A 21,806-nucleotide genomic window follows, 5' to 3' on the forward strand; every position below is an offset into this window, starting at 1 on the left:
CGGACCGCTGGACCGTACCGTTGATGGCAAGCGCTTTCTAGAGGGCCGACCGGGAAAGGTTCAGGTTCCCCTGGTCCACTGCTGGTTCGTCGCCCCGTTGCAGGTGTACGTGATCAGCGCGGCGGAGTCCGCCGTGGACGCGCCGTTCACGTCCAGGCACTCGCCGGTCGCGCGGGACTTGACGTTCACGTAGGAACCGGTGGTGGTGAGCGACCACTGCTGGGCGGTCGACGACGCGCTGCAGTTCTCCTGCGTGACGGTGCTCGCGTTCTCCTGCACGCACAGGGAACTGCCCCGCACCGCGAGCTGGTAGTAGCCGCTGCCGACCGACTTGAACCAGTACTTCTGGTTGGCGCCGCCGTTGCAGGCGTACTGCTTGATCTGGGCGCCCGCCCACAGCGACTGGCTGGTGACGTCGGCGCACTTCGAGGAGTGGCGGGCGATCAGCGAGTTGTACGTGGCACTCGTCCCGGTGACGGTCCCGGCGGCCGTGTCGACGGTGACCTCCGGTGACCAGGACATGGACATCGTGGTCGAGCTCGGGAAGGTCAGCGGCAGCCAGACGTAGCGCGAGTCGTTGACCGTGCCGCCGAAGGAGTTGCCCCACCGGTCGCCCAGGTAGAGGTAGGAAGTGCCCGAACTCCCCTGCACGGGCAGGACGAAGGCGGTCTGCGAGTTGTACGTCGTCGCGTCGCCGACGTTCGTCATCGCCGTCCAGGGGCCCGCGATCGAGGTCGCCGTGGCGTACTGCTGCTGGTTGGCGTTCCAGCCGGTCGCCCCCGAGGTCAGCATGAAGTAGACGCCGCCCCGCTTGAACAGGGCGGGGGCCTCCCGGTGGCCGCCGTGCCACGGGTCCGCGACCAGGCTCGCGATGCCCGTGTAGTCGGCCGTCAGCCGGTAGATCTGCAGGTCGTAGTTCTCGCGGGCCGCCGAGACCATGTAGCCGGCGCCGTCCGTGTCGACGAACACCGTGATGTCCCGGGACATGTGGGTGCCCAGGGGCCGGAAACTGCCCTGCCAGGTGTAGGCGCCGTCGACCGTGTCCGACACGGCGACCGCGGCGCGGGCCTCGCCGTAGTCGACTCCGTTCTCCTTGTGCATCCACATCACGAACTTGCCGGTGGACGCGTTGTACATGACCTTCGGCCGCTCTATGTTCGCGGTCGCCAGTTCCAGACTGCTCGCCTCGGTCAGGACGTGGTTGCGGAACTCCCAGTTCTTCAGGTCCGTCGAGCGGTACGCGTCCACGTACCGGAAGGTGTTGTCGGTGTTCCGGTTCTCGCCGAACCAGTAGTAGTACGAGCCGACCTTGACGACGCCGCCGCCGTGGGCGTGCACCGGGCTGCCGCCGGTGTCGGTGAACTGCGTGCCGTTCGCGATGGTCTGGGGGGCGGCCTGGGCCGGGCCCGCGGTGGCGAGTGCGCCGGCCAGGGCCAGGCAGAGGGCGAGGAGTACCGCGTACAGGCGTCTCATCTCGGACACGCTCCTTCGGGGGCGTCGGGGGGGCCGTCGAGGGTGGGGGCACTGCTGGGGGCGCTGATGGAGACACAAAAGCCAACAGAAACGTTCGACATTTCGCACAACATCTGTCATGCCGAACGCCGAAAAGGTAAGGGTGTGTTACGGGGAGGTCAACGGGTCGCGGGAGAACCGGTGCGAAGCAAGGGCGGGCGTGCGTCCCGAAGTGGACCGGCGTACGGCGCCGTACCGCGTCGCGCCACGTCGTGGCAGGACGGCGGGCCACGCGACCCGTAGGGGTGACGGCCGGGTTGCGCGCCGCCGCGGGGTGCGGGCTAGCGTCGGTGCATGACCAGCGACAGTTCCCGTTCCCTTGGCGACAGCTCCCGTTCCGTCGGCGACGGCTCCCGTTCCTTCGCTGATGCCGTCGCCGCCGGGACGGTCGTCCTCGACGGCGGCATGTCCAACCAGCTGAGGTCGGCCGGGCACGATCTGAGCGACGAACTGTGGTCCGCGCGGCTGCTCGTGGAGCGGCCGGAGGCGATCGCCGCGGCGCACCTCGCCTACTTCGAGGCCGGCGCGGACGTGGCGATCACCGCCAGCTACCAGGCGACCTTCGAGGGGTTCGCGCGGCGGGGTGTTCCGGAGGAACGGGCAGATGAGCTGCTGGGGTTGAGCGTCTCGCTCGCGCGGGATGCCGCCCATCAGGCCGGGGCGCGGGGGGTGCGGCGGCCGTTGTGGGTGGCGGCGTCCGTGGGGCCGTACGGGGCGATGCTCGCGGACGGGTCCGAGTACCGGGGGCGGTACGGGGTGAGCGTGGACGGGCTGGAGCGGTTCCACCGGCGGCGGATGGAGGTGCTGGCCGCGGCCGGGCCCGATGTGCTCGCGCTGGAGACCGTGCCGGACGTCGACGAGGCGCGGGCGCTGGTACGGGTCGTGCGGGGGCTCGGGGTGCCGGCGTGGCTGTCGTACAGCGTCGCCGGGGGGCTGACGCGGGCCGGGCAGTCGCTGGAGGAGGCGTTCTCGGTGGCCGCCGGTGTCGACGAGGTGGTGGCGGTGGGGGTGAACTGCTGCGCGCCGGAGGAGGTGGAGGCGGCGGTGGAGGTCGCCGCGCGGGTCGCCGGCAAGCCGGTGGTCGTCTATCCGAACAGCGGGGAGCGGTGGGACGCCGGAGCCCGTCGCTGGGTGGGGAGCCCGACGTTCGCCGCCGGGGCGGTGGCCGGCTGGGAGCGGGCGGGGGCGCGGGCGGTCGGGGGGTGCTGCCGGGTGGGGCCTGCGGCGATCGCGGCGATCGCCACGGCGGTGCGCTCCGCGTAGTCGCCGGGGGTGGAGCCTGGAGGAGCGGGGGGGGGTTCCGCGTCATGGTGACCTGCGGGTGCGTCGTGGCTGATCGCGCAGTTCCCCGCGCCCCTAAGGACCCGGGGCGCCGAGGTCGCACGGCATCTGCCGGTGCGTCGTGGGCGAGCGCGCAGTTCCCCGCGCCCCTGAGGACCCGGGACGCCGAGGTCACACGGCATCTGCGGGTGCGTCGTGGGCGAGCACGCAGTTCCCCGCGCCCCTGAAGACCCGGGGCGCCGAGGTCACACGACACCTGCGGGTGCGTCGTGGGCGAGCACGCAGTTCCTCGCGCCCCTGAAGACCCGGGGCGCCGAGGTCGCACGACATCTGCCGGTGCGTCGTGGGCGAGCGCGCAGTTCCTCGCGCCCCTGAAAGACGCTCCCGCCCCCGCCAGGCAGTCTTCAGCGGGGCGCGGTCCTTCGGGGGCTCGCCTCCGGCCATGTCCGCACGTCACTTTGTCCTCGCTGGGGAAAAAGTATCGGGAAGTTGTGCCCGGCGGGTTACGGAGTTCTACAAAGGTCGCTAACTTCCTTGAAATGAACCGGTCACAGCGCTGCTGCGACCGGGCTGAACGGCGCGACGGCGCGCGCCTGTGCACCGCTTGGCAGTCCGCTGAGGACTGTCCTCATCCCACCCCACTTCGGGAGAGCTCTGTGCGCAAGAACCCGCTCGGACACAGACGTGTCCACTACCTACTGACCGCCCTGGCCTGCGCCGTCGGCTGTCTGCTGCCCCTGTCCCCGGCCGCCGCCGACACCGCCCGCCAGGCGGGGCCTGCCGACGGGCCGAAGGCCGCCGCCGTCGAGTACCAGCAGGTCACGCTCGCGAAGGGCGTGGCCGAGACCGGCGAACCGATGACCCTGGCCGTGCTGCCGGACCGCTCGGTCCTGCACACCGCCCGGGACGGCACGGTCCGGCTGACGAACGCCGCGGGGACCACCTCCGTCGCGGGGAGACTGGACGTCTACAGCCACGACGAGGAGGGGCTGCAGGGCGTCGCCGTGGATCCCGGTTTCAGCTCCAACCGGTTCGTCTACCTCTACTACGCGCCCAAGCTCAGCACCCCGGCCGGTGACGCCCCGGCGGACGGCACCGCCGCCGACTTCACCCCCTTCGACGGGGTCAACCGGCTCTCCCGGTTCGTCCTGAAGACCGACGGCACCCTGGACCTCGCCACCGAGAAGAAGATCCTCGACGTGCCCGCCTCCCGTGGCCTGTGCTGCCACGTGGGCGGCGACATCGACTTCGACGCGGCCGGGAACCTGTACCTGTCCACCGGCGACGACACCAACCCGTTCGCCTCGGACAGCTACACCCCGATCGACGAGCGTGCCACCCGCAACCCCGCCTTCGACGCCCAGCGTTCCGCGGGCAACACCAACGACCTGCGCGGCAAGGTCCTGCGGATCAAGGTCAACGCCGACGGGTCGTACGCGATCCCGAGCGGCAACCTCTTCGCGCCCGGCACCGCGAGAACCCGCCCCGAGATCTACGCGATGGGCTTCCGCAACCCCTTCCGGATGAGCGTCGACAAGCCCACCGGCATCGTCTACCTCGGCGACTACGGCCCCGACGCCGGTACCGCCAGCCCCACCCGCGGCCCGGGCGGCCAGGTGGAGTTCAACCGGATCACCAAGGCCGGCAACTACGGCTGGCCCTACTGCACCGGCAGGAACGACGCCTACATCGACTACAACTTCGCCACCGGCGCCTCCGGCTCCGCCTTCAACTGCGCGGCGCCCACCAACAATTCACCGCGCAACACCGGCCTGACCGACCTGCCCGCGGTCCAGCCCGCCTGGATCCCCTACGACGGCGCGTCCGTACCGGAGTTCGGCAACGGCTCGGAGTCCCCGATGGGCGGCCCCGTCTACCGTTACGACGCCGGCTCCACCTCCGAGGTGAAGTTCCCGCAGGCGTTCGACGGCGACTTCTTCGCCGGGGAGTTCGGACGCCGCTGGATCAAGCGCATCGAGGCCGGCGGCGACGGCACCGTGCAGTCCATCAACTCCTTCCCCTGGACCGGCACCCAGGTGATGGACATGGCCTTCGGCCCCGACGGCGCCCTGTACGTCCTCGACTACGGCACCGGCTACTTCAGCGGCGACGAGAACTCGGCGCTGTACCGCATCGAGCACGTCACGGACGGGCTCGCCCCGACGGCGCAGGCGAAGGCGAACGTCACCTCGGGCGGGGCACCGCTGGCCGTGTCGTTCTCCTCGGCCGGCAGCACCGACCCGGACGGCGGCGCCCTCGGCTACGCCTGGACCTTCGGCGACGGCGGCACCTCCACCGCCGCCAACCCCTCGCACACCTACACGAGCAACGGCCAGTACACGGCCACGGTGAAGGTCACGGACACCACCGGAAAGTCCGCGACGGCCTCCGTGCAGATCACGGTGGGCAACACCGCGCCCACGGTGCGGCTGGACCTGCCGCTCGACGGAAGCATCCACGACTTCGGGGACGCGATTCCCTTCAAGGTCACGGTGACCGATCCCGAGGACGGCACGATCGACTGCACCAAGGTGAAGGTCACCTTCATCGTCGGTCACGACAGCCACGGCCATCCGCAGACCTCGACCACCGGGTGCACCGGCACGCTCCAGACCCTCGCGGACGGCGAGCACGACCCCAACGCCAACATCTTCGGCGTGATCGACGCCGAGTACACCGACAAGGGCGCCGCCGGACAGCCCGCGCTGACCGCGCACGACCAGCACGTCGTCCAGCCCGGTCAACGGCAGGGCGAGCACTACGGCGCCTCGTCCGGCGTCGACGTCGTCTCCCACGCCCCCGCGCACGGCGGGAAGACCGTCGGCAACATCGAGAACGGCGACTGGATCTCCTTCCGGCCGTACGCCCTCGGCAACGCGACCCGGTTCACCGCCCGGGTCTCCTCGGCGGGCGCCGGCGGCACGATCGAGGTCCGCGCCGGGTCCGCCACCGGCACCCTGCTCGGCACGGCGACCGTGCCCGTGACCGGCGGATGGGAGACCTTCCAGGACGTGACGGCCGGCCTGAGCAACCAGCCCGGCGGCTCCACCTCCCTCCACCTGGTCTTCAAGGGCGGCAGCGGCGCGCTCTTCGACCTGGACGAGTTCTCCTTCACCACCTCGGGCGACACCACCCGCTCGGGTGAGGTGAAGGGCGTGAACGGCAAGTGCCTGGACATCGACAACGCCCAGACCGCCGACGGGACGAAGGTGCAGATCTGGACCTGCAACAACTCCGCCGCGCAGAAGTGGACCGTCCCCGGCGACAGCACGCTGCGGGCGCTCGGCAAGTGCCTGGACGTGTCCGGCGGAGCGAACGCCGACGGCACCAAGATCCAGCTCTGGACCTGCAACGGCTCCGGCGCCCAGACCTGGACACCCCAGGCCGACGGCACCGTCCGCAACCCCCAGTCCGGCAAATGCCTGGACGCCTCCGGCGGCACATGGAACGACGGCACCACCGTCCACCTGTGGACCTGCCACACCGCCGCCAACCAGAAATGGACCCTGCCGTAGGAGGGAGGAGACCGACATGCGTACCTATCTGAAAGCAGTCCTCGGCCTGTTCACCGGTGCCGCGCTCTGCCTGTCACCACAGGCCACGGCGCTGCCCGGCGCGGTGGGCCAGTCCGTCGGCACCGGTTCGGTCGGCGCCGCTCCGGTCGGCGCCGGTTCCGCCCGTACCGGGGGATCCGCCGACACCGGATCCGCCGGTGCGACGGCACGCGCCGCGGCCGACCCCGCGTACAAGGTCCTCGTCTTCTCCAAGACAGCGGGCTTCCGCCACGACTCGATCGACGAGGGCATCGCCGCCCTGCGCGGCCTCGGCACCGCGAACAACTTCACCGTGGACGCGACCGAGGACGCCGGGACCTTCACCACCGGCAACCTCGCCCAGTACAAGAGCGTCGTCTTCCTGTCGACGACGGGCGACGTGCTGAACGCCGCCCAGCAGACCGCCTTCGAGGGGTACGTCAAGGGCGGTGGCGGCTACGTCGGCGTCCACGCCGCCGCCGACACCGAGTACGACTGGCCCTTCTACGAGGGGCTGGCCGGCGCGCTGTTCCACTCGCACCCGGCCATCCAGTCCGCCACCGTGAAGGTCGAGGACCGGGCGCACGACGCCACCGCGCACCTCGGTTCCGCCTGGCAGCGCACCGACGAGTGGTACAACTACCGCACCAACCCGCGCACCACCGCCCATGTCCTGGCCTCGCTCGACGAGTCCAGCTACACGGGCGGGAACATGTCCGGCGACCACCCGATCGCCTGGTGCAAGGACTACCAGGGCGGCCGGGCCTTCTACACCGGCGGCGGGCACACCGACGAGTCGTACGCCGACCCCGCCTTCCGGCGGCACCTGCTCGGCGGTATCCGCTGGGCGGCCGGGATGACCGACGCCGACTGCCGACCGGAGACCGGCTACACGCCCCTGTTCGACGGTTCGTCGACCAGCGGCTGGAAGCAGGCCGGGCCGGGGCAGTTCGGCCTCGCGGACGGCACGCTCACCTCCGTGGGCGGGATGGGGCTGTTCTGGTACTCCGGCCAGGAGTTCACCGGCGACTACTCGCTCAAGCTCGACTGGCGGATGGCCGGGGACGACAACTCCGGTGTCTTCATCGGCTTCCCGGCCTCCGACGACCCGTGGTCCGCGGTGGACAACGGCTACGAGATCCAGATCGACGCGACCGACGCCGTCGATCGCACCACGGGGGCCGTGTACGGCTTCAAGTCGGCGGACGTCGCCGCGCGGGACGCCGCGCTGAATCCGCCGGGTGAGTGGAACACGTACGAACTCCGGGTCACCGGGGAGCGGTTGGAGATCTTCCTCAACGGGCGGAAGATCAACGACTTCACCAACACCGATCCCGTACGGAGTCTGCGGCAGGGGCATGTCGGGCTGCAGAACCACGGGGACGGGGACGACGTGTCGTTCCGCAACATCCGGGTCAAGCGGGGTGGCGGCCAGGAGCCGGGGCCGCGTTCGGGTGAGGTGAAGGGCGTGAACGGCAAGTGCCTGGACATCGACAACGCCCAGACCGCCGACGGGACGAAGGTGCAGATCTGGACCTGCAACGGGTCCGGCGCGCAGAAGTGGACCGTCCCCGGCGACAGCACGCTGCGGGCGCTCGGCAAGTGCCTGGACGTGTCCGGCGGAGCGAACGCCGACGGCACCAAGATCCAGCTCTGGACCTGCAACGGCTCCGGCGCCCAGACCTGGACACCCCAGGCCGACGGCACCGTCCGCAACCCCCAGTCCGGCAAATGCCTGGACGCCTCCGGCGGCACATGGAACGACGGCACCGCCGTCCACCTGTGGACCTGCCACACCGCCGCCAACCAGAAATGGACCCTGCCGTGACCTCCGGTTGAAGTGCTGAAGCGGGGGCCCTCCGAGGAGGGCCCCCGCGCCCCGTCGTGGGCCGACCACGCAGTTCCCCGCGCCCCCCGGAGGGCGCGGTCTTTCTTTTTCGGGGTGCGGGGGACCGTGTGGGCGGGCGGGCGCGAGCCGCACCGCGTCCGGCCTGCCGCCGGTCCGGAACCGGCCACTACCTGCACATTCGGCATTTCGAGAGTTTCGGCTCCGGGGAATTCCACCGAGTACCCGCTCTTCCACGGCGAGTTCGGGCGGCCTTACTGTAGGAGCGGCATAGGAAGCGCTTTCTACCCGAAACTTTCGCGGGCCCTCGGGACGGGGCCGGAGAGGTGGGCTCCATGGTGCGTACCGGGAGCGTGGCGGGGCCGACCCTCGCGGTCGTCGCACGCGAGGCGGGGGTGTCGGTGCCGACGGCCTCGAAGGTGGTCAACGGCCGGGAGGACGTGGCGCCTGAGACCCGCCGGCGGGTCACGGAGGCGCTCGACCGGCTGGGGTACGTACGCAGACCCCGGTTCGACGGGCTGAAGTCGCCGGGCCTGGTCGATCTCGTCGTGGACCCGCTCGACAGTTCCTGGTCGGGTGCCGTCCTGCACGGTGTGGAGGAGGCCGCGCACGACGCGGGTCTGGAGGTGGTGGTGACGGCGGGGCTGACCCGCACCCGGGGCGGCCGCCCGGAACGCGGCTGGCTGGACAAGCTCTCCGCGCGCGGCTCCTCCGGGGTGCTGCTCAACCTCGCCGAGCTGACCGCGCCCCAGTACGCCTGGCTGGAGCAGCACCGGATCCCGTTCGTGCTGATCGACCCGGTGCTGGAGCCGCCGCCGGGGGTCGTGTCGGTCGGCGCGGCCAACTGGCACGGCGGGGTGACCGCCACCGAGCACCTGCTCTCGCTCGGCCACGAACGCGTCGCCGTCATCGCGGGCTACCGGCGCCGGATGTGCAGCAACGCGCGTGTCGCCGGGTACCGGTCGGCGCTCGCGGCGGCGGGGGTGCGGCATCGGGCCGAGTACCTGCGGTACGGCAGCTTCGACGAGGGTTCCGCGCGTCGCCGGATGCATGAGCTGCTGGACCTGCCGGAGCCGCCCACGGCCGTTTTCGTGTGCTCGGACCGGATGGCGCTCGGGGCGTACCGGGCGCTTGGCGAGCGGGGATTGTCCGTGCCGGGCGATGTCAGTGTGGTCGGCTTCGACGATCTGCCCGAGGCGCACTGGGTCTCGCCTGCGCTGACGACCGTGCGGCAGCCGTTGTCGGAGATGGCGGCGGTTGCGCTGCGTCTGCTGGTGCGGATGATGGGTGGGGAGCGGCCCGAGGGGACCCGGACGGAGTTGTCGACGTCGTTGGTTGTGCGGGCGAGTACGGCGGTGCGTTGAGCGGAGGGCTTGGGAGCGGGGGTCGTCGGGTGCGGGTGCGTCGTGGCTGGTCGCGCAGTTCCCCGCGCCCCTAAAAGACTGCGCCGTTCCCCGCGCCCCTGAAAGACAAAGGACCGTGCCGTTCGCCGCGCCCCTGAAAGACAGAAGACTGCGCCGTTCCCCGCGCCCCTGAAGGGCAAAGGACTGCGCCGTTCCCCGCGCCCTTGAAAGGCAAAGGACTGTGCCGTTCGCCGCGCTCCTCAGAGACGCCGTGTTTCTGGAAGTTCGGGGTCAGAGGCGGGATGCCCAGGTGATTCCGCCCAGTAGGTGGGTGCGGAAGTCGGGGTTGTCGTAGGCCTCGTCCGCGTGGCCCAGGGCTGTGTAGAAGGATCGGCCCCTGCCCTGTTCGTGGCACCAGGCCAGGGGATGGTCCTGGCCCATTCCGCCTCCCTCGTAGGAGGTTTCGTCGGCAGAGAGCAGGACGCGTACCGAATTCCGCGGGCCGGCGCGGAAGTCGTACCACTCGTCCGTGAGGTTCCAGGTGCCGGGCAGGTGCCGGGTGGCCGGGTGGTCGTGGTCCTCCACGACCACCCGGCCCTTCTGGTACTCGGGGTGGCGGGCGAAGCGGGCGCCCAGCAGTTCGCCGTAGTAGGGCCAGTCGTACTCCGTGCAGGCCGCCGCGTGCACCCCGACGAAGCCGCCGCCCGCCTCCACGTACGCGGCGAGGTGCTCCCGGCCCGCCGGCGTCAGGACGTCGCCGCTGGTGGAGAGGAAGACGACGGCCGCGTACGGGCCCACGGGGGCGTCGAAGAAGCCGGGGTCCTCCGTCGCGTGGACCGTGAAACCGTGCGCGGCGCCGAGGGACCGTACGGCGGCGATGCCGGCCGGGATCGACTCGTGGCGGTAGTCCGTGGTGCGGGTGTAGACGACGAGCCGGGGTCCGGCGTGCTGTGCTGCCATGGAGCCGACTCTACGGCGCCTGTCGCGCGGCCCTCCTGAACGGTCCTCGGGCCGGCGCTCAGCCGGACGCGCCCACCTCGTTGTCCGGCGCCCCGTCGCCCACCGGTGGCAGGTCGCCCCGTTCGACCGGCTCGGTCGCCGAGCCCTCGGGTGCCGGGGGCAGGAGCGCGGTCAGTTCCTCCGCGTCGGGACGGTGGACCGCCTCCGCCGCCGCCCGCAGGACGGCACGGTCCAGCCGGTCCGCGTCACCGACGAGCCGGATGACGTGGCCGTCGCGCGGCACGGCGTACTCGTGGCTGCCGGCCGCTTCGCGGTACCAGAGGTTCCCGTCGCGTTCGCAGGTGGCCGGCTGCGTCGGGCCGCCCTGCCCGAGCTGCGCCGCGGGGCAGTTCTTCGCGGTCAGCGTGCCCCGGTCCACGAACATCTCCACCTGGGCACGGGTCTTCCGGTTGAAGTAAGCCGCGTGGAAGCCGTCGTCCCCGAACACGCCCACCGACTGCCCGGCCACGGCGAACCCGGGTGCCCGCGTGACGTAGACCAGCTCCGGCGCCACCCCCAACGCCTCGGCGCGCGACGCCAGTTCGGCGGGGTCGGCCGCGCTGCCCGTCCCCGAGCCGGTCCCCGTTGCCGCTCCCGTTCCCGTCCTCGCCTCCTGCGTGCCGCAGGCGACGAGGAGGAACGGGAGCAGCAACAGCGGCAGGGCGCGCACGGCACGGGTCATGGCCGTCATCCTGCCGCACGGGCGTCCGATTCCTTCAAGACCCGTGCCCACCGGTGTCCCTACGGTGGTCCCATGACCTCACGAACGGCTCCACGCTTCGATCTCATCGGTCTCGTCGTCTCCGACCTGGCCGCCTCGCTCGCCTTCTACCGCCGGCTCGGCCTCGAGTTCCCCGAGGGGGCCGAGAGCGCGCCGCACGTCGAGGCACAGCTGCCCGGTGGTCTGCGTCTCGCGCTCGACACGGAGGACACCATCCGTTCGTTCCACCCGGACTGGCGGCCGCCGGCGGGCGGGGGCCGTATCGGACTGGCCTTCCTGTGCGACAGCCCCGCGGCGGTGGACGCCACGTACGACGGTCTGCTGGCCGCGGGGCACGCGGGGGAGCTCAAGCCGTTCGACGCGCCCTGGGGGATGCGGTACGCGGTGGTCCACGACCCCGACGGGAACGGCGTCGACCTCTTCGCCCATCTCGACACCGTGTAGCGCCGGCGCCGCGCGGGGGCGCGCATGGGGGTGGGCCGCCCGCGCAGCTCCCCGCGCCCCCGCGCCCTCGCGCCCCTCACGGCCCCCACGACCTCCACGTCCCGCGCGCCCGGCACGGCGGCCGGCTCAGCGGCGGAGCAGTGACCCCAGAGGTGCCCCCGCCAGCTCCCGTACCTCCCGCGCCAGATGGGCCTGGTCCGCGTATCCCGTGACCGCGGCGACCTCGGCCGCGGGCAGTCCGTCTCTCGCCAGCGACAGCGCGCGCTGCAGCCGCAGCACCCGCGCGAGGGTCTTGGGCCCGTACCCGAACGCCTCCAGCGCGCGCCGGTGCAGCTGCCGCGCGCTCCAGCCCACTTCCTCGGCCGTCGGGGCGACCGCGCGCCCCGCCGCGAGAGCCGCGACGACGGCTCCGAGGCGCGGATCGGGCGGTTCGGCGTCGGCGGCCCGCCGCACGGCCACCGCCTCGAGCGCGGCGGCCGGGTCCCCCGCCGCGTCCACCCGCTCGGTCAGCCGCCGCGCCGCGCCCCCGCCCCACAGGTCGGCGAGGTCGACGCGCCGGTCGCGCAGTTCATGGGCCGGCACGCCCAGGTAGGAGGGCGCGGTGCCGGGGAAGAACCGGACCCCCGCGTACCGCACCGGGCCGCGGCCGGGGCCACCGCGGTCGTCGGAGCTGTCGGGGCCGTCGGAGCCGTCGCTCACGTAGGCGTGGGTGTCGGGGCCCGCGACGAACAGCCGGCCCTCGGTCCACAGCAGGTCCATGCACCCGTCGGGCAGCACCGGGGAGGCGTCACCGGGCACGGCGGTACGGGTCCACACGACCGCGCCGGTGAGCCGCGACGCCCGTTCCCGGTACGCCGCCGGCGACGTCTCGGCGTACGGCTCGGCCACGGTCAGGAGGTTACGCCGCCCCAGGGCCCCGTCGCGTCACTGCGGCGGGGGTGTCCCGTCCCCGGGTCTGGGGGTCGTCCTGGCGTGGGTCCGCAGGCGGGAGGTCACGTCCTCCGGGGGCAGGAAGCGGGACCAGCGCTCCGGGAACTCCGAGGGCATGTCCGGGTCGTCCGGGTCGTCGAGCTGTGCGGCCCGGGCCGCGGCCGCGCGGGCCACCAGGTCGGCGGCCTGCTCGGCGCGCAGCCGCTCGTTGACGGCGCGGGCGGCGGCGGTGGCGGCGGCCGGCCAGACGCGGTCGATGGCGGCGTTGACGGCGGCGCCCACCAGCACGGCGAAGGCGGAGACACCGATCCACAGGAGGACGGCGACGGGCGCGGCGAGGGAGCCGTAGATGGTGGGGCCCTCGACGGTGTTCGTCAGGTAGATGCGCAGCAGGAAGCTGCCCAGCACCCACATGGTGAGGGCGACGAGGGCGCCGGGCACGTCCTCGATCCACGGCGAGCGCACCGGTACTGACACGTGGTACAGCGTCGTCAGGAAGACGACGGACAGGACGATGACGACGGGCCAGTAGAGGACCTGGACCACGGTCGTCGACCACGGCAGGAAGTCCACCACGGCGTCCGGGCCCGCGACCATCAGCGGCAGGGCGACCGAGCCGATCATCAGGGCGACGAGGAAGAGCAGGAAGGCCATCAGCCGGGTCCTGACGATGCCGCGCACCCCGTCGAGGCCGTACATGACGGTGATGGTGTCGATGAAGACGTTCACCGCGCGCGAGCCGGACCACAGGGCGAACAGGAAGCCCAGGGAGATGACGTCGGGGCGGCCGCCCTCCATCACGTCGTGCAGGAGCGGCTGGGCGATCTGGGTGACGCCCTTGTCGGTCAGGACCGTGCGGGAGGCCTCCAGGAGGTTGTTCTCCACGCTGGCGATGGTGTCGGCGCCGGTCCAGTCGTCGACGTAGCCGAGCAGGCCGATCATGCTCAGCAGCAGCGGCGGCACGGACAGCAGCGTGAAGAACGCCGCCTCCGCCGCGAGTCCGAGGATGCGGTACTCGACGCACGAGTTCACGGTGTCCTTGAGCAGCAGCCAGGCGGTCCTGCGCTTGGAGACGTTCCGGTAGAGGGCACGCGCCCGGTGGAGGCGACCGGACGGCCTCTGAGGGGGTTCACTTGCTGGCTGCACGTCCTAAAGGTATCCGCCGGACGAGGTCGCACTCATCCCCCGGTGCCACCTTCCTGGCGGACCCGGCACGGGCGGGGCGCGCCTCCCGCCCGCGGAACGGCGCTCCCCCGGTTCCGTCACGCGGTGGAAAACCGGCGGCAATTCCATGGCGATCGTAAAGGGAAATCGAACCTGCTTCTTGTCATGAACCCGCGGCCAAATAGTTGACCCTCCAGAAGCGGAAGGGGCAACGATATATGCGCTGCGCATGGGCGAGTTCCCCGGTCGTGGGCGCGGGCGAGATCGTCCGGGGGGCCGGCCGTCGAAGCGTCGAACGGCGAGAAAGCGCCATAGGCAGAAACGCCCTTGACCCGTTCACCGGCCCGCCGAAACAATTCGGATTGCATTCAAACCGGGCACGTGGGGGCGGCCCGGTCGCACCACGACACGGGGGACTCAGCGGGCCCGGAACGGAGCCCCGCACAGCCGCGTTACCCGTGATCCGCGTGGGAGCCACGCGGATCATGCCGTGCTGCTCCGCACCGTTTCACGCGGCCACTCCACTCACTCCGGTCACTTCACGAACGATACAGCCCTGTCCGCTCTCCGCTTCCCGCGATTCCCGCGATTCCCGCGATTCCCGTAATTCGCATGATGCCCGTCGCTCCCGGGCATCCCATCGCTCCCGTGATTCCCGAGATTCCCGCCCCTTTCCGTGCCGGAGTCACACAGGAATCATTTCGTTCACCCACACACCGTTCGTCACCAATTCGGGCGCGCATTGAAACTGCGGGCGGGAATCCTTCGTATTCCCCTCCGAGTCACAAAAACTCCGAACGGTCCGCAAGTGTCAGCAATCGCCAGCAAGGAGATCACGTGGTGGGAAATCCCGGTGAGGTCACGGCCGTCGCCCCGGCGCCGCCGTCGGCCACCCGCGACCCGGTGGACGGGACCGAACATGTCCTCGCGGAGGTGCTCGCCGGTGTCGTACGCGCCGAGCGGGTCCCCCTCGACAGTCACTTCTTCGACGACCTCGGCGCCAATTCCCTGGTCATGGCACATTTCTGCGCCCGGGTCAGGAAGCATCCCGACCTGCCGGCCGTGTCGATGCGCGACGTGTACGGGCACCCGACGATCCGCGGCCTGGCGGCGGCGCTCGCCGAGGTCCCGGTGGAGGCGCCCGAGCCGCCGCCGGCCCCGGCCGAGCCGCCCGCGCGGGGCAGCGACGCGCGGTACGTGCTGTGCGGGGCGCTCCAGTTCCTGACGTTCGCGCTGTACTGCCTGCTCTCCGGGCTCGTCACCGCACAGGGGTACGACTGGGTCTCGGCCGGCGACGGCCTCCTGGACGTCTACCTGCGGTCGGTGCTTTTCGGGGGCGGCGTCTTCGTCGGCCTGTGCACGGTGCCGGTGGCCGCCAAGTGGGTGCTGGTCGGCCGCTGGAAGGAGACCGAGTTCCCGGTCTGGAGCATGGCCTACCTGCGCTTCTGGACCGTCAAGGTGCTGCTGCACGCGAACCCGATGATCCTGTTCGTCGGCAATCCGCTCTACGTGCTCTACCTGCGGGCCCTGGGGGCGCGGATCGGCAGGAACGTCACGATCCTCTCCCCCGCGGTCCCGGTCTGCACCGACCTGTTCACCGTCGGCGCGAACACGGTGATCCGCAAGGACTCGCACTTCCTCTGCTACCAGGCGCACGCGGGGCGCATCCGTACCGGCCGCGTCACCCTGGGCCGGGACGTGTTCGTGGGCGAGAACACCGTCCTCGACATCGGCACCACCATGGGGGACGGGACCCAGCTCGGCCACGCGTCCGCGCTGTACGGCGGCGCCTCGGTGCCGGCCGGGCAGCACTGGCACGGCTCGCCGGCCCGGCGCACGGACGTGGACCACGTCCGGGTCGCCCCGGCGGACTGCGGCACCGCACGCCGGGTGGGCTACGGCCTGGCCACCGTGCTCCAGACGCTCCTGGTCTCCGTGCCGCTGCTCGTCGGGGGCGCGTACATGCTGCTCACGGTGGCGCCGTCGCTGGACGTGCTGCTGGACCGGGAGACGCTGCACATCACGTCGGGGCGGTTCTACGCCGAGGCCTTCGGGCTGTCGCTGGCGCTCTTCGCCGGCTTCGTCCTGGCCGGCTTCGCCGTCGTGACCGTCGTCCCGCGGTTGCTCGACCGGTTCCTGGAGCCGGACCGGGTCTATCCGCTCTACGGCTTCCACTACTCGGTGCAGCGCACGATCGCGCGGCTGACCAACCTCAAGTTCTTCATGTGGCTGTGCGGGGACAGCTCGTACGTCGTCCACTACCTGCGGGCGCTCGGGTACGACCTCTCGCACGTCGAGCAGACCGGCTCCAACTTCGGCACGGCGGTGGCGCACGAGACGCCGTTCCTGGCCTCCGTCGGCAGCGGCACGATGGTCGCCGACGGCCTCTCGATCATGAATGCCGAGTTCTCGGGCACGTCGTTCCGGGTCTCGCGCACGACGATCGGTGCCAACAGCTTCCTGGGCAACCACATCGCCTACCCGGTGGGCGGCCGCACGGGCGAGAACGTCCTGCTCGCGACGAAGGTCATGGTGCCGCTCGACGGGGAGGTCCGCGAAGGGGTCGGTCTGCTGGGCTCACCGCCCTTCGAGATCCCGCGGACCGTGGAGCGCGACACGCGCTTCGACCACCTGCGGGAGGGCGACGAACTGCACCGCCGCCTCGCCGCGAAGAACCGCCACAACCTGCGCACGATGGGCCTGTTCCTGTTCATCCGGTGGTTCGACTGGTTCGTGCTGACGGTCCTCGGCTTCGCCGCCCTCGACCTGTACGGGGAGCACAGCGCCGTCGGCGGCCTGCTGATCGGGGCGTCCCTGGTCGCCGGGCTCGTCTTCACCACCGTCTACTACGTGCTGGTGGAGCGGCTGATCCTGCGGTTCCGTCCGCTGGAGCCGCGGCTGCACTCGATCTACGACCCGCTCTTCTGGCGGCAGGAACGGCTCTGGAAGCTTCCCGACCGGCACATCGCCGTGTTCAACGGCACCCCGTTCAAGAACCTGCTCTGGCGCCTCCTCGGGGTCCGCATCGGCCGCCGGGTCTTCGACGACGGCGCCTACATCACCGAGCGCACGCTCACCGCCGTCGGGGACGACTGCACGCTCGGCGCGCACAGCAAGGTGCAGGCGCACTCGCAGGAGGACGGCACCTTCAAGTCCGACCACATCGAGATCGGGGCCGGCGTCACGCTCGGCACCGGCTCGCTCGTCCACTACGGCACGTCGGTGGGGGACGGCGCCGTACTGGCCGCCGACTCCTTCCTGATGAAGGGCGAGGAGGTACCGCCGGGGGCGCACTGGGGCGGGAACCCGGCGGTCGCGCTGCGGCGCACCTGACGGCACCGCGGCACCGCAGCTCTACGACTCTACGGCTCTACGACTCTTACGAAACACAGGGGGAACAAGAAATGGACACCATCCCGAGGTGGGCGCCCGACCCGGTCCCGGGCACGGCGGAGTACGAGGTCCCGTTGCCCGACGGCCTGAGGACGGAGCCGTCCGCGCTCCTGGCCGCGCACGCCAAGGTCCTCGCCGCACTGTCCGGTGAGCGCGAGGTCGTCACCGGCTACGTCCCGGCGAAGGGCGCGGCGCCGCTGCGCAGTCGGCTGACCGTCGGCGCCGGCCCGTGGCGCGACCTGCTCGCACAGGCGGACCTGGCGGTACGGGAGGCCGCCAGGACACCGGTGGTGCGGGAGGCGGGCGGCGGGCCGGTCTCCTTCGAGGCCGTACTCGATCCGCACGGCGGCGACGTCCGCGAGGACACCGCGCTGCGGGTGCGGTTCGAGGACCGTGCCCTGCGCCTGCGCTACCGCACCGACGTCCTGGACGCCGGGGCCGCCGCCCGGATCGCCGGCTACCACCTGACCGCGCTCGCCCGGCTCACCGCCGACCCGGACGCCGGGCACGACCGGCCGGGCCTGCCCGGCGACGGCGAACTCCGGTTCCAGCTCGACGGGCTGGCCGGACCGCGCCGCGAGCTGCCGGACCGCCGCGTCCACGAGCTCTTCGAGGAGCGGGTGGCGGCGCATCCCGACGCGGTCGCCGCCGTGCGCGGCGACGAGGAGTGGACGTACCGCGAACTCAACGCGCGGGCCAACCGGCTCGGCCGGGCGCTGCTCGCCCGCGGGCTGCGTCCCGAAGGGGTCGTCGCGGTCGTCATGGAGCGCGACCTGGACTGGCTGGCCGCCGTTCTCGCCGTCCTCAAGGCGGGCGGCGTCTACCTGCCTGTCGAGCCGCACTTCCCCGCCGGACGCATCGAGGCGACGCTGCGGCGCGCGGACTGTGAACTGGTCCTGACCGAGCGCGGCAGCACCGGCACGCTGGACCGGGCCGACACGGGCGCCCGCACCCTGCACGTCGACACCGCCTACGCGGAGGAGCACGCCGACGGCGACCTCGGTGTGCCCGTCGGCGCGGACCGGCTCGCGTACATCTACTTCACCTCCGGCTCCACGGGTGAGCCCAAGGGCGCGATGTGCGAGCACGCCGGATTCGTCAACCACGTCCTCGCCAAGATCGACGACCTGGGCGTCGGCGAGGGGCAGGTCGTCGCGCAGACGGCGCCCCAGTGCTTCGACATCTCGCTGTGGCAGCTGGTCTGCGCGCTCCTGGTCGGCGGCCGCACCCTGCTGGTCCCCCAGGAGGTGATCCTGGACGTCCCGCGGTTCGTCGACACGGTCGCGGCGGGCGGGGTCAACGTGCTCCAGGTCGTGCCGTCCTACCTCGAGGCCGTGCTGGCCGAGCTGGAGCAGCGGCCGCGCGCGCTGCCGGACCTGCACTGCGTGTCGGTCACCGGGGAGGCCGTCAAGAAGGAACTCGTCCAGCGCTGGTTCGCGGCCGAGCCCGGGATCCGGCTGGCCAACGCGTACGGGCTGACCGAGACCTCCGACGACACCAACCACGAGGTCATGTCCCGGGTCCCGGACCGGGACCGGGTCCCGCTCGGCCGGCCGGTCACCAACGTGCGCGTGTACGTGGTCGACGAGCACCTGTCGCCCGTACCGCTCGGCGCGCCCGGTGAGATCGTCTTCTCCGGGGTCTGCGTCGGCCGCGGGTACGTCAACGACCCCGAGCGCACGGAGGCGGCGTTCACCACGGACCCGTACCGGCCGGGCGAGCGGCTGTACCGCAGCGGGGACCGCGGCCGGTGGCTGCCCGACGGGAAACTGGAGTTCCTGGGCCGCCGGGACGGCCAGGTCAAGATCCGCGGCTTCCGCATCGAGATCGGCGAGATCGAGAACGCCCTGCTGCGGGTGGCCGGGGTCCGGGACGGTGCCGTGGTCGTCGTGGGCGGCACCCGGCTGGTGGCGTTCTGCGCCGGTCCCGGCCCCGTCGGCTCCGGGGCGGTGCGGGAGCGGCTGGCCGCCTCGCTGCCCGCGTACATGGTGCCGTCGGCCGTGCACTGGCGCGAGGGCCTGCCGCTGACCGCCAACGGCAAGACCGACCGCAGGACCCTCACCGCGCTCGCCGGGGAGCTCGACGCCGCCGGTGGTACGGGCGGCGGTGCGGGCGGGCGGGACGGCACGCACGCGCCGGGCACGCCGGGCGAGCGGCGCCTCGCGGCGGCCTGGGCCGAGGTGCTGGGCGTCCCGGCGGACCGGATCGGCCGCCTCGACCACTTCTTCGACCGCGGCGGCACCTCGCTCGCGGCGGTGAAGCTCGCGGTCGCCCTGGACCGGGCGATCACCCTCAAGGACGTCACGCGCCGCCCGGTCCTCGCGGACCTGGCGCAGCTGCTCGACGGCGCGCGCCGGGAGGCCTCGTGAAGTGGGCCGGCCGCCGGGGCCGGACCCCGGCCGCGGAACGCACCGAGGACCACCCGCGGGAGCACCCGCACATCCGCGTGCCGGACGACCGGCGCACGACCGAAGGGAACCACCCGATGACGTCCTCGTCCCGGACACTGCTGCCCGACCTGGACCTGCGCCCCGGCAGCCCGCCCGTGCTGCGCGCCGGCGCGGTGCACGACGCGAGGGCCTGGGCGGGCGCGCACCGCGACGCGCTGCGCGCCGTGGTCGCCGGGCACGGCAGCGTCCTGGTCCGCGGGCTGGGTCTGGGCGACCCGGACACCACCGCGGACGTGTTCCGGCTGCTGTCCGACTCCCTGATGCCCGACCGGGAGTCCTTCGCGCCCCGGCGGACGTACGCGGACGGCGTGTACTCCTCGTCCAAGTGGCCGCCCAACCAGCAGATGTGCATGCACCACGAGCTGAGTTACGCGCTCGACCTCCCCGGCCTGATGCTGTTCGCGTGCCTCGACGCGCCGGACGGGGGCGGCGCCACCGCGGTCGCCGACGCCGTCGACGTGCTGAACGCGCTGCCCGGGGCGCTCACCGAACGGTTCGCGCGGGAGGGCTGGCTGCTCACCCGGACGTACAACGACGAGATCGGGGCGACCCTCGCCGAGTCCTTCGGCACCGAGGACCGTGCCGCCGTCGAGGGCTACTGCCGCTCCCACGCGATCGAGACCGCCTGGCAGGACGACGGCTCCCTGCACACCCGGCAGCGCCGTGCCGCGGTGGTCCGCCACCCCGTCACCGGACAGCCCTGCTGGTTCAACCAGATCGCCTTCCTCAACGAATGGACGATGGACCCCGAGGTGCGGGAGTACCTGGTGGACGTCTACGGCCCCGACGGCCTGCCCTTCAACACCCGCCACGGCAACGGCGACCCGATCGGCGAGGACGTCGTCCGGGAGATCAACGCCGTGTACGAGGCCCACACCGCGCGCGAGCCGTGGCGCTCCGGCGACCTGCTGCTCGTCGACAACATCCGCACCGCGCACGGCAGGGAGCCCTTCGAGGGCCCGCGCGAGGTGCTCGCCGCACTGGCCGACCCGGTACGGCTGACCGACCGCACACCGACGACCGGAACGAGGACCGCATGAGCAGCGCGGACGGCACGGCACGGACCGCACCGGGAACAGGACCGGCGACAGGACCGGAACCGGGGGCGCTCACCGCTCCCGCGTTCTCCGTCGTATCGGGGGCGCAGGTGCAACAGGCGCTGGAGGGGCGGGAGACCGAGATAGGGGACCTCGTCGAGGCGGTGTACCGGCTGCACGGGGCGGGCGACTCGGTGAATCCGCCGTCGTTCTTCCTGCGCTTCCCGGACCGCCCGTCGTCCCGGATCATCGCGCTGACCGCGTCGGTCGGCGGGGACGTACGGGTGGACGGCATGAAGTGGATCTCCAGTTTTCCCGGGAACACCACGTCCGGGCTGCCGCGCGCCTCGGCCGTGCTGATCCTCAACGACCACGACACGGGCTACCCGTTCGCCTGCCTGGAGAGCTCGATCATCAGCGCCACCCGGACGGCGTCCTCCGCGGCCCTCGCGGCCGACCGGCTCAGCCGCGGCCGCACCCGGCCGGTCCGGGTCGGGTTCGTCGGCACGGGACTGATCGCCCGCTACATCCACACCCATCTGGCCGCCACCGGCTGGTCGTTCGAGGAGACCGGGGTGTACGACCTGTCCGCGGACAGCGCGGCGGGGTTCCGCGGCTACCTGGAACGGTCCGGCGCCAAGGGGAACATCACCGTGCACGGCGGCGCCGAGTCGCTGATCCGCTCCAGCGACCTGCTGGTCTTCGCCACCGTCGCGGGCGAGCCGCACGTCCACGACGTCGGCTGGTTCGACCACGCGCCCCTGGTGCTGCACGTGTCGCTGCGCGATCTGGCGCCCGAGATCCTGCTCGCCTCGGCCAACTTCGTGGACGACGTCGAGCACTGCCTGAAGGCGGAGACCTCCCCGCACCTGGCCGAACGCCTGACCGGTGGCCGGGACTTCATCGACGGCACGCTGGACGACGTGCTGTCCGGGCGGGTGACCGTACCGGCCGACCGGACGGTGGTGTTCTCGCCCTTCGGCCTCGGGGTCCTGGACCTCGCGGTCGGCAAGTTCGTCCACGACGAGGTGGCCCGCAGGGGCGAGCCGCACGTCGTGGACGGGTTCTTCCACGAGCTGCGCCGGCACGGCTGACCGGCGGGCGCCGTGCCCCACGGGACGTGGGGCACGGCGCCGCACGCGGGCCGCATGAA

Annotated in this window: 14 protein-coding genes; 9 read left to right on the forward strand and 5 right to left on the reverse strand. The window is 72.0% G+C overall.

Annotated elements, in window-relative coordinates; genetic code table 11:
* Nucleotides 1–60: 60 nt before the first annotated feature.
* Nucleotides 61–1,473 carry an RICIN domain-containing protein gene (locus QFZ75_RS09360; RefSeq protein WP_307535469.1) on the reverse strand — a complete coding sequence of 471 codons (1,413 nt, stop codon included), beginning with the start codon at nucleotides 1,471–1,473 and terminating at the stop codon, nucleotides 61–63.
* Nucleotides 1,474–1,806: 333 nt separating this feature from the next.
* On the opposite strand from QFZ75_RS09360, the gene mmuM reads away from it, so the two are divergent.
* From mmuM to QFZ75_RS09380, 4 genes are all read left to right on the forward strand, one after another.
* Nucleotides 1,807–2,775, forward strand: coding sequence for a homocysteine S-methyltransferase (mmuM, locus tag QFZ75_RS09365; RefSeq protein WP_307535471.1), 969 nt, complete (start codon nucleotides 1,807–1,809; stop codon nucleotides 2,773–2,775).
* A 674-nt stretch (nucleotides 2,776–3,449) separates the two neighbouring features.
* Nucleotides 3,450–6,308 (forward strand): PQQ-dependent sugar dehydrogenase, encoded by a 2,859-nt coding sequence (locus tag QFZ75_RS09370; protein ID WP_373465831.1) that lies wholly within the window; start codon nucleotides 3,450–3,452, stop codon nucleotides 6,306–6,308.
* Between the two features lie 16 nt (nucleotides 6,309–6,324).
* Nucleotides 6,325–8,154: a ThuA domain-containing protein gene (locus QFZ75_RS09375; RefSeq protein WP_307535472.1), complete on the forward strand. Its 1,830-nt coding sequence runs from the start codon at nucleotides 6,325–6,327 to the stop codon at nucleotides 8,152–8,154.
* Between the two features lie 353 nt (nucleotides 8,155–8,507).
* Complete coding sequence (locus QFZ75_RS09380; RefSeq protein ID WP_307535473.1) at nucleotides 8,508–9,536, forward strand: LacI family DNA-binding transcriptional regulator; 1,029 nt, start codon at nucleotides 8,508–8,510, stop codon at nucleotides 9,534–9,536.
* 270 nt (nucleotides 9,537–9,806) lie between these two features.
* Here QFZ75_RS09380 and QFZ75_RS09385 read toward each other — a convergent pair whose 3' ends face one another.
* Nucleotides 9,807–10,475, reverse strand: a complete 669-nt coding sequence (locus QFZ75_RS09385) for a ThuA domain-containing protein (protein ID WP_307535475.1) — start codon at nucleotides 10,473–10,475, stop codon at nucleotides 9,807–9,809.
* A gap of 58 nt (nucleotides 10,476–10,533) precedes the next feature.
* The gene (locus tag QFZ75_RS09390; RefSeq protein ID WP_307535477.1) at nucleotides 10,534–11,196 is read right to left on the reverse strand and encodes a hypothetical protein; all 663 of its coding nucleotides are present in this window, start codon (nucleotides 11,194–11,196) and stop codon (nucleotides 10,534–10,536) included.
* Nucleotides 11,197–11,268: 72 nt separating this feature from the next.
* On the opposite strand from QFZ75_RS09390, the gene QFZ75_RS09395 reads away from it, so the two are divergent.
* On the forward strand, nucleotides 11,269–11,679 hold the full coding sequence (locus tag QFZ75_RS09395; RefSeq protein WP_307535478.1) for a VOC family protein: 411 nt from the start codon (nucleotides 11,269–11,271) through the stop codon (nucleotides 11,677–11,679).
* Nucleotides 11,680–11,805: 126 nt separating this feature from the next.
* On the opposite strand, the gene QFZ75_RS09400 is transcribed toward QFZ75_RS09395, so the two are convergent.
* Together QFZ75_RS09400 and QFZ75_RS09405 are read right to left on the reverse strand one after the other, a co-directional pair.
* Nucleotides 11,806–12,567, reverse strand: coding sequence for a helix-turn-helix domain-containing protein (locus tag QFZ75_RS09400; RefSeq protein ID WP_307535479.1), 762 nt, complete (start codon nucleotides 12,565–12,567; stop codon nucleotides 11,806–11,808).
* Between the two features lie 36 nt (nucleotides 12,568–12,603).
* Nucleotides 12,604–13,755: a YihY/virulence factor BrkB family protein gene (locus QFZ75_RS09405; RefSeq protein ID WP_307535480.1), complete on the reverse strand. Its 1,152-nt coding sequence runs from the start codon at nucleotides 13,753–13,755 to the stop codon at nucleotides 12,604–12,606.
* Between the two features lie 855 nt (nucleotides 13,756–14,610).
* Here QFZ75_RS09405 and QFZ75_RS09410 point away from each other — a divergent pair.
* The 4 genes from QFZ75_RS09410 to sbnB all read left to right on the forward strand — a co-directional run bounded on the left by QFZ75_RS09410 (nucleotide 14,611) and on the right by sbnB (nucleotide 21,747).
* Nucleotides 14,611–17,106, forward strand: a complete 2,496-nt coding sequence (locus QFZ75_RS09410; protein ID WP_373465832.1) for a Pls/PosA family non-ribosomal peptide synthetase — start codon at nucleotides 14,611–14,613, stop codon at nucleotides 17,104–17,106.
* A 71-nt stretch (nucleotides 17,107–17,177) separates the two neighbouring features.
* On the forward strand, nucleotides 17,178–19,535 hold the full coding sequence (locus QFZ75_RS09415) for an amino acid adenylation domain-containing protein (RefSeq protein WP_307535481.1): 2,358 nt from the start codon (nucleotides 17,178–17,180) through the stop codon (nucleotides 19,533–19,535).
* Between the two features lie 116 nt (nucleotides 19,536–19,651).
* A complete protein-coding gene (locus QFZ75_RS09420) occupies nucleotides 19,652–20,656 on the forward strand; it encodes a TauD/TfdA family dioxygenase (RefSeq protein ID WP_307544345.1) in 1,005 nt (334 codons plus the stop codon).
* Nucleotides 20,653–21,747 (forward strand): 2,3-diaminopropionate biosynthesis protein SbnB, encoded by a 1,095-nt coding sequence (gene sbnB, locus QFZ75_RS09425; protein WP_307535482.1) that lies wholly within the window; start codon nucleotides 20,653–20,655, stop codon nucleotides 21,745–21,747. Before QFZ75_RS09420 ends, sbnB begins: the two co-directional genes overlap by 4 nt.
* The last annotated feature ends 59 nt before the right edge of the window (nucleotides 21,748–21,806 follow it).

The organism is Streptomyces sp. V3I8, assembly GCF_030817535.1.
Taxonomy (GTDB): Bacteria; Actinomycetota; Actinomycetes; order Streptomycetales; family Streptomycetaceae; genus Streptomyces.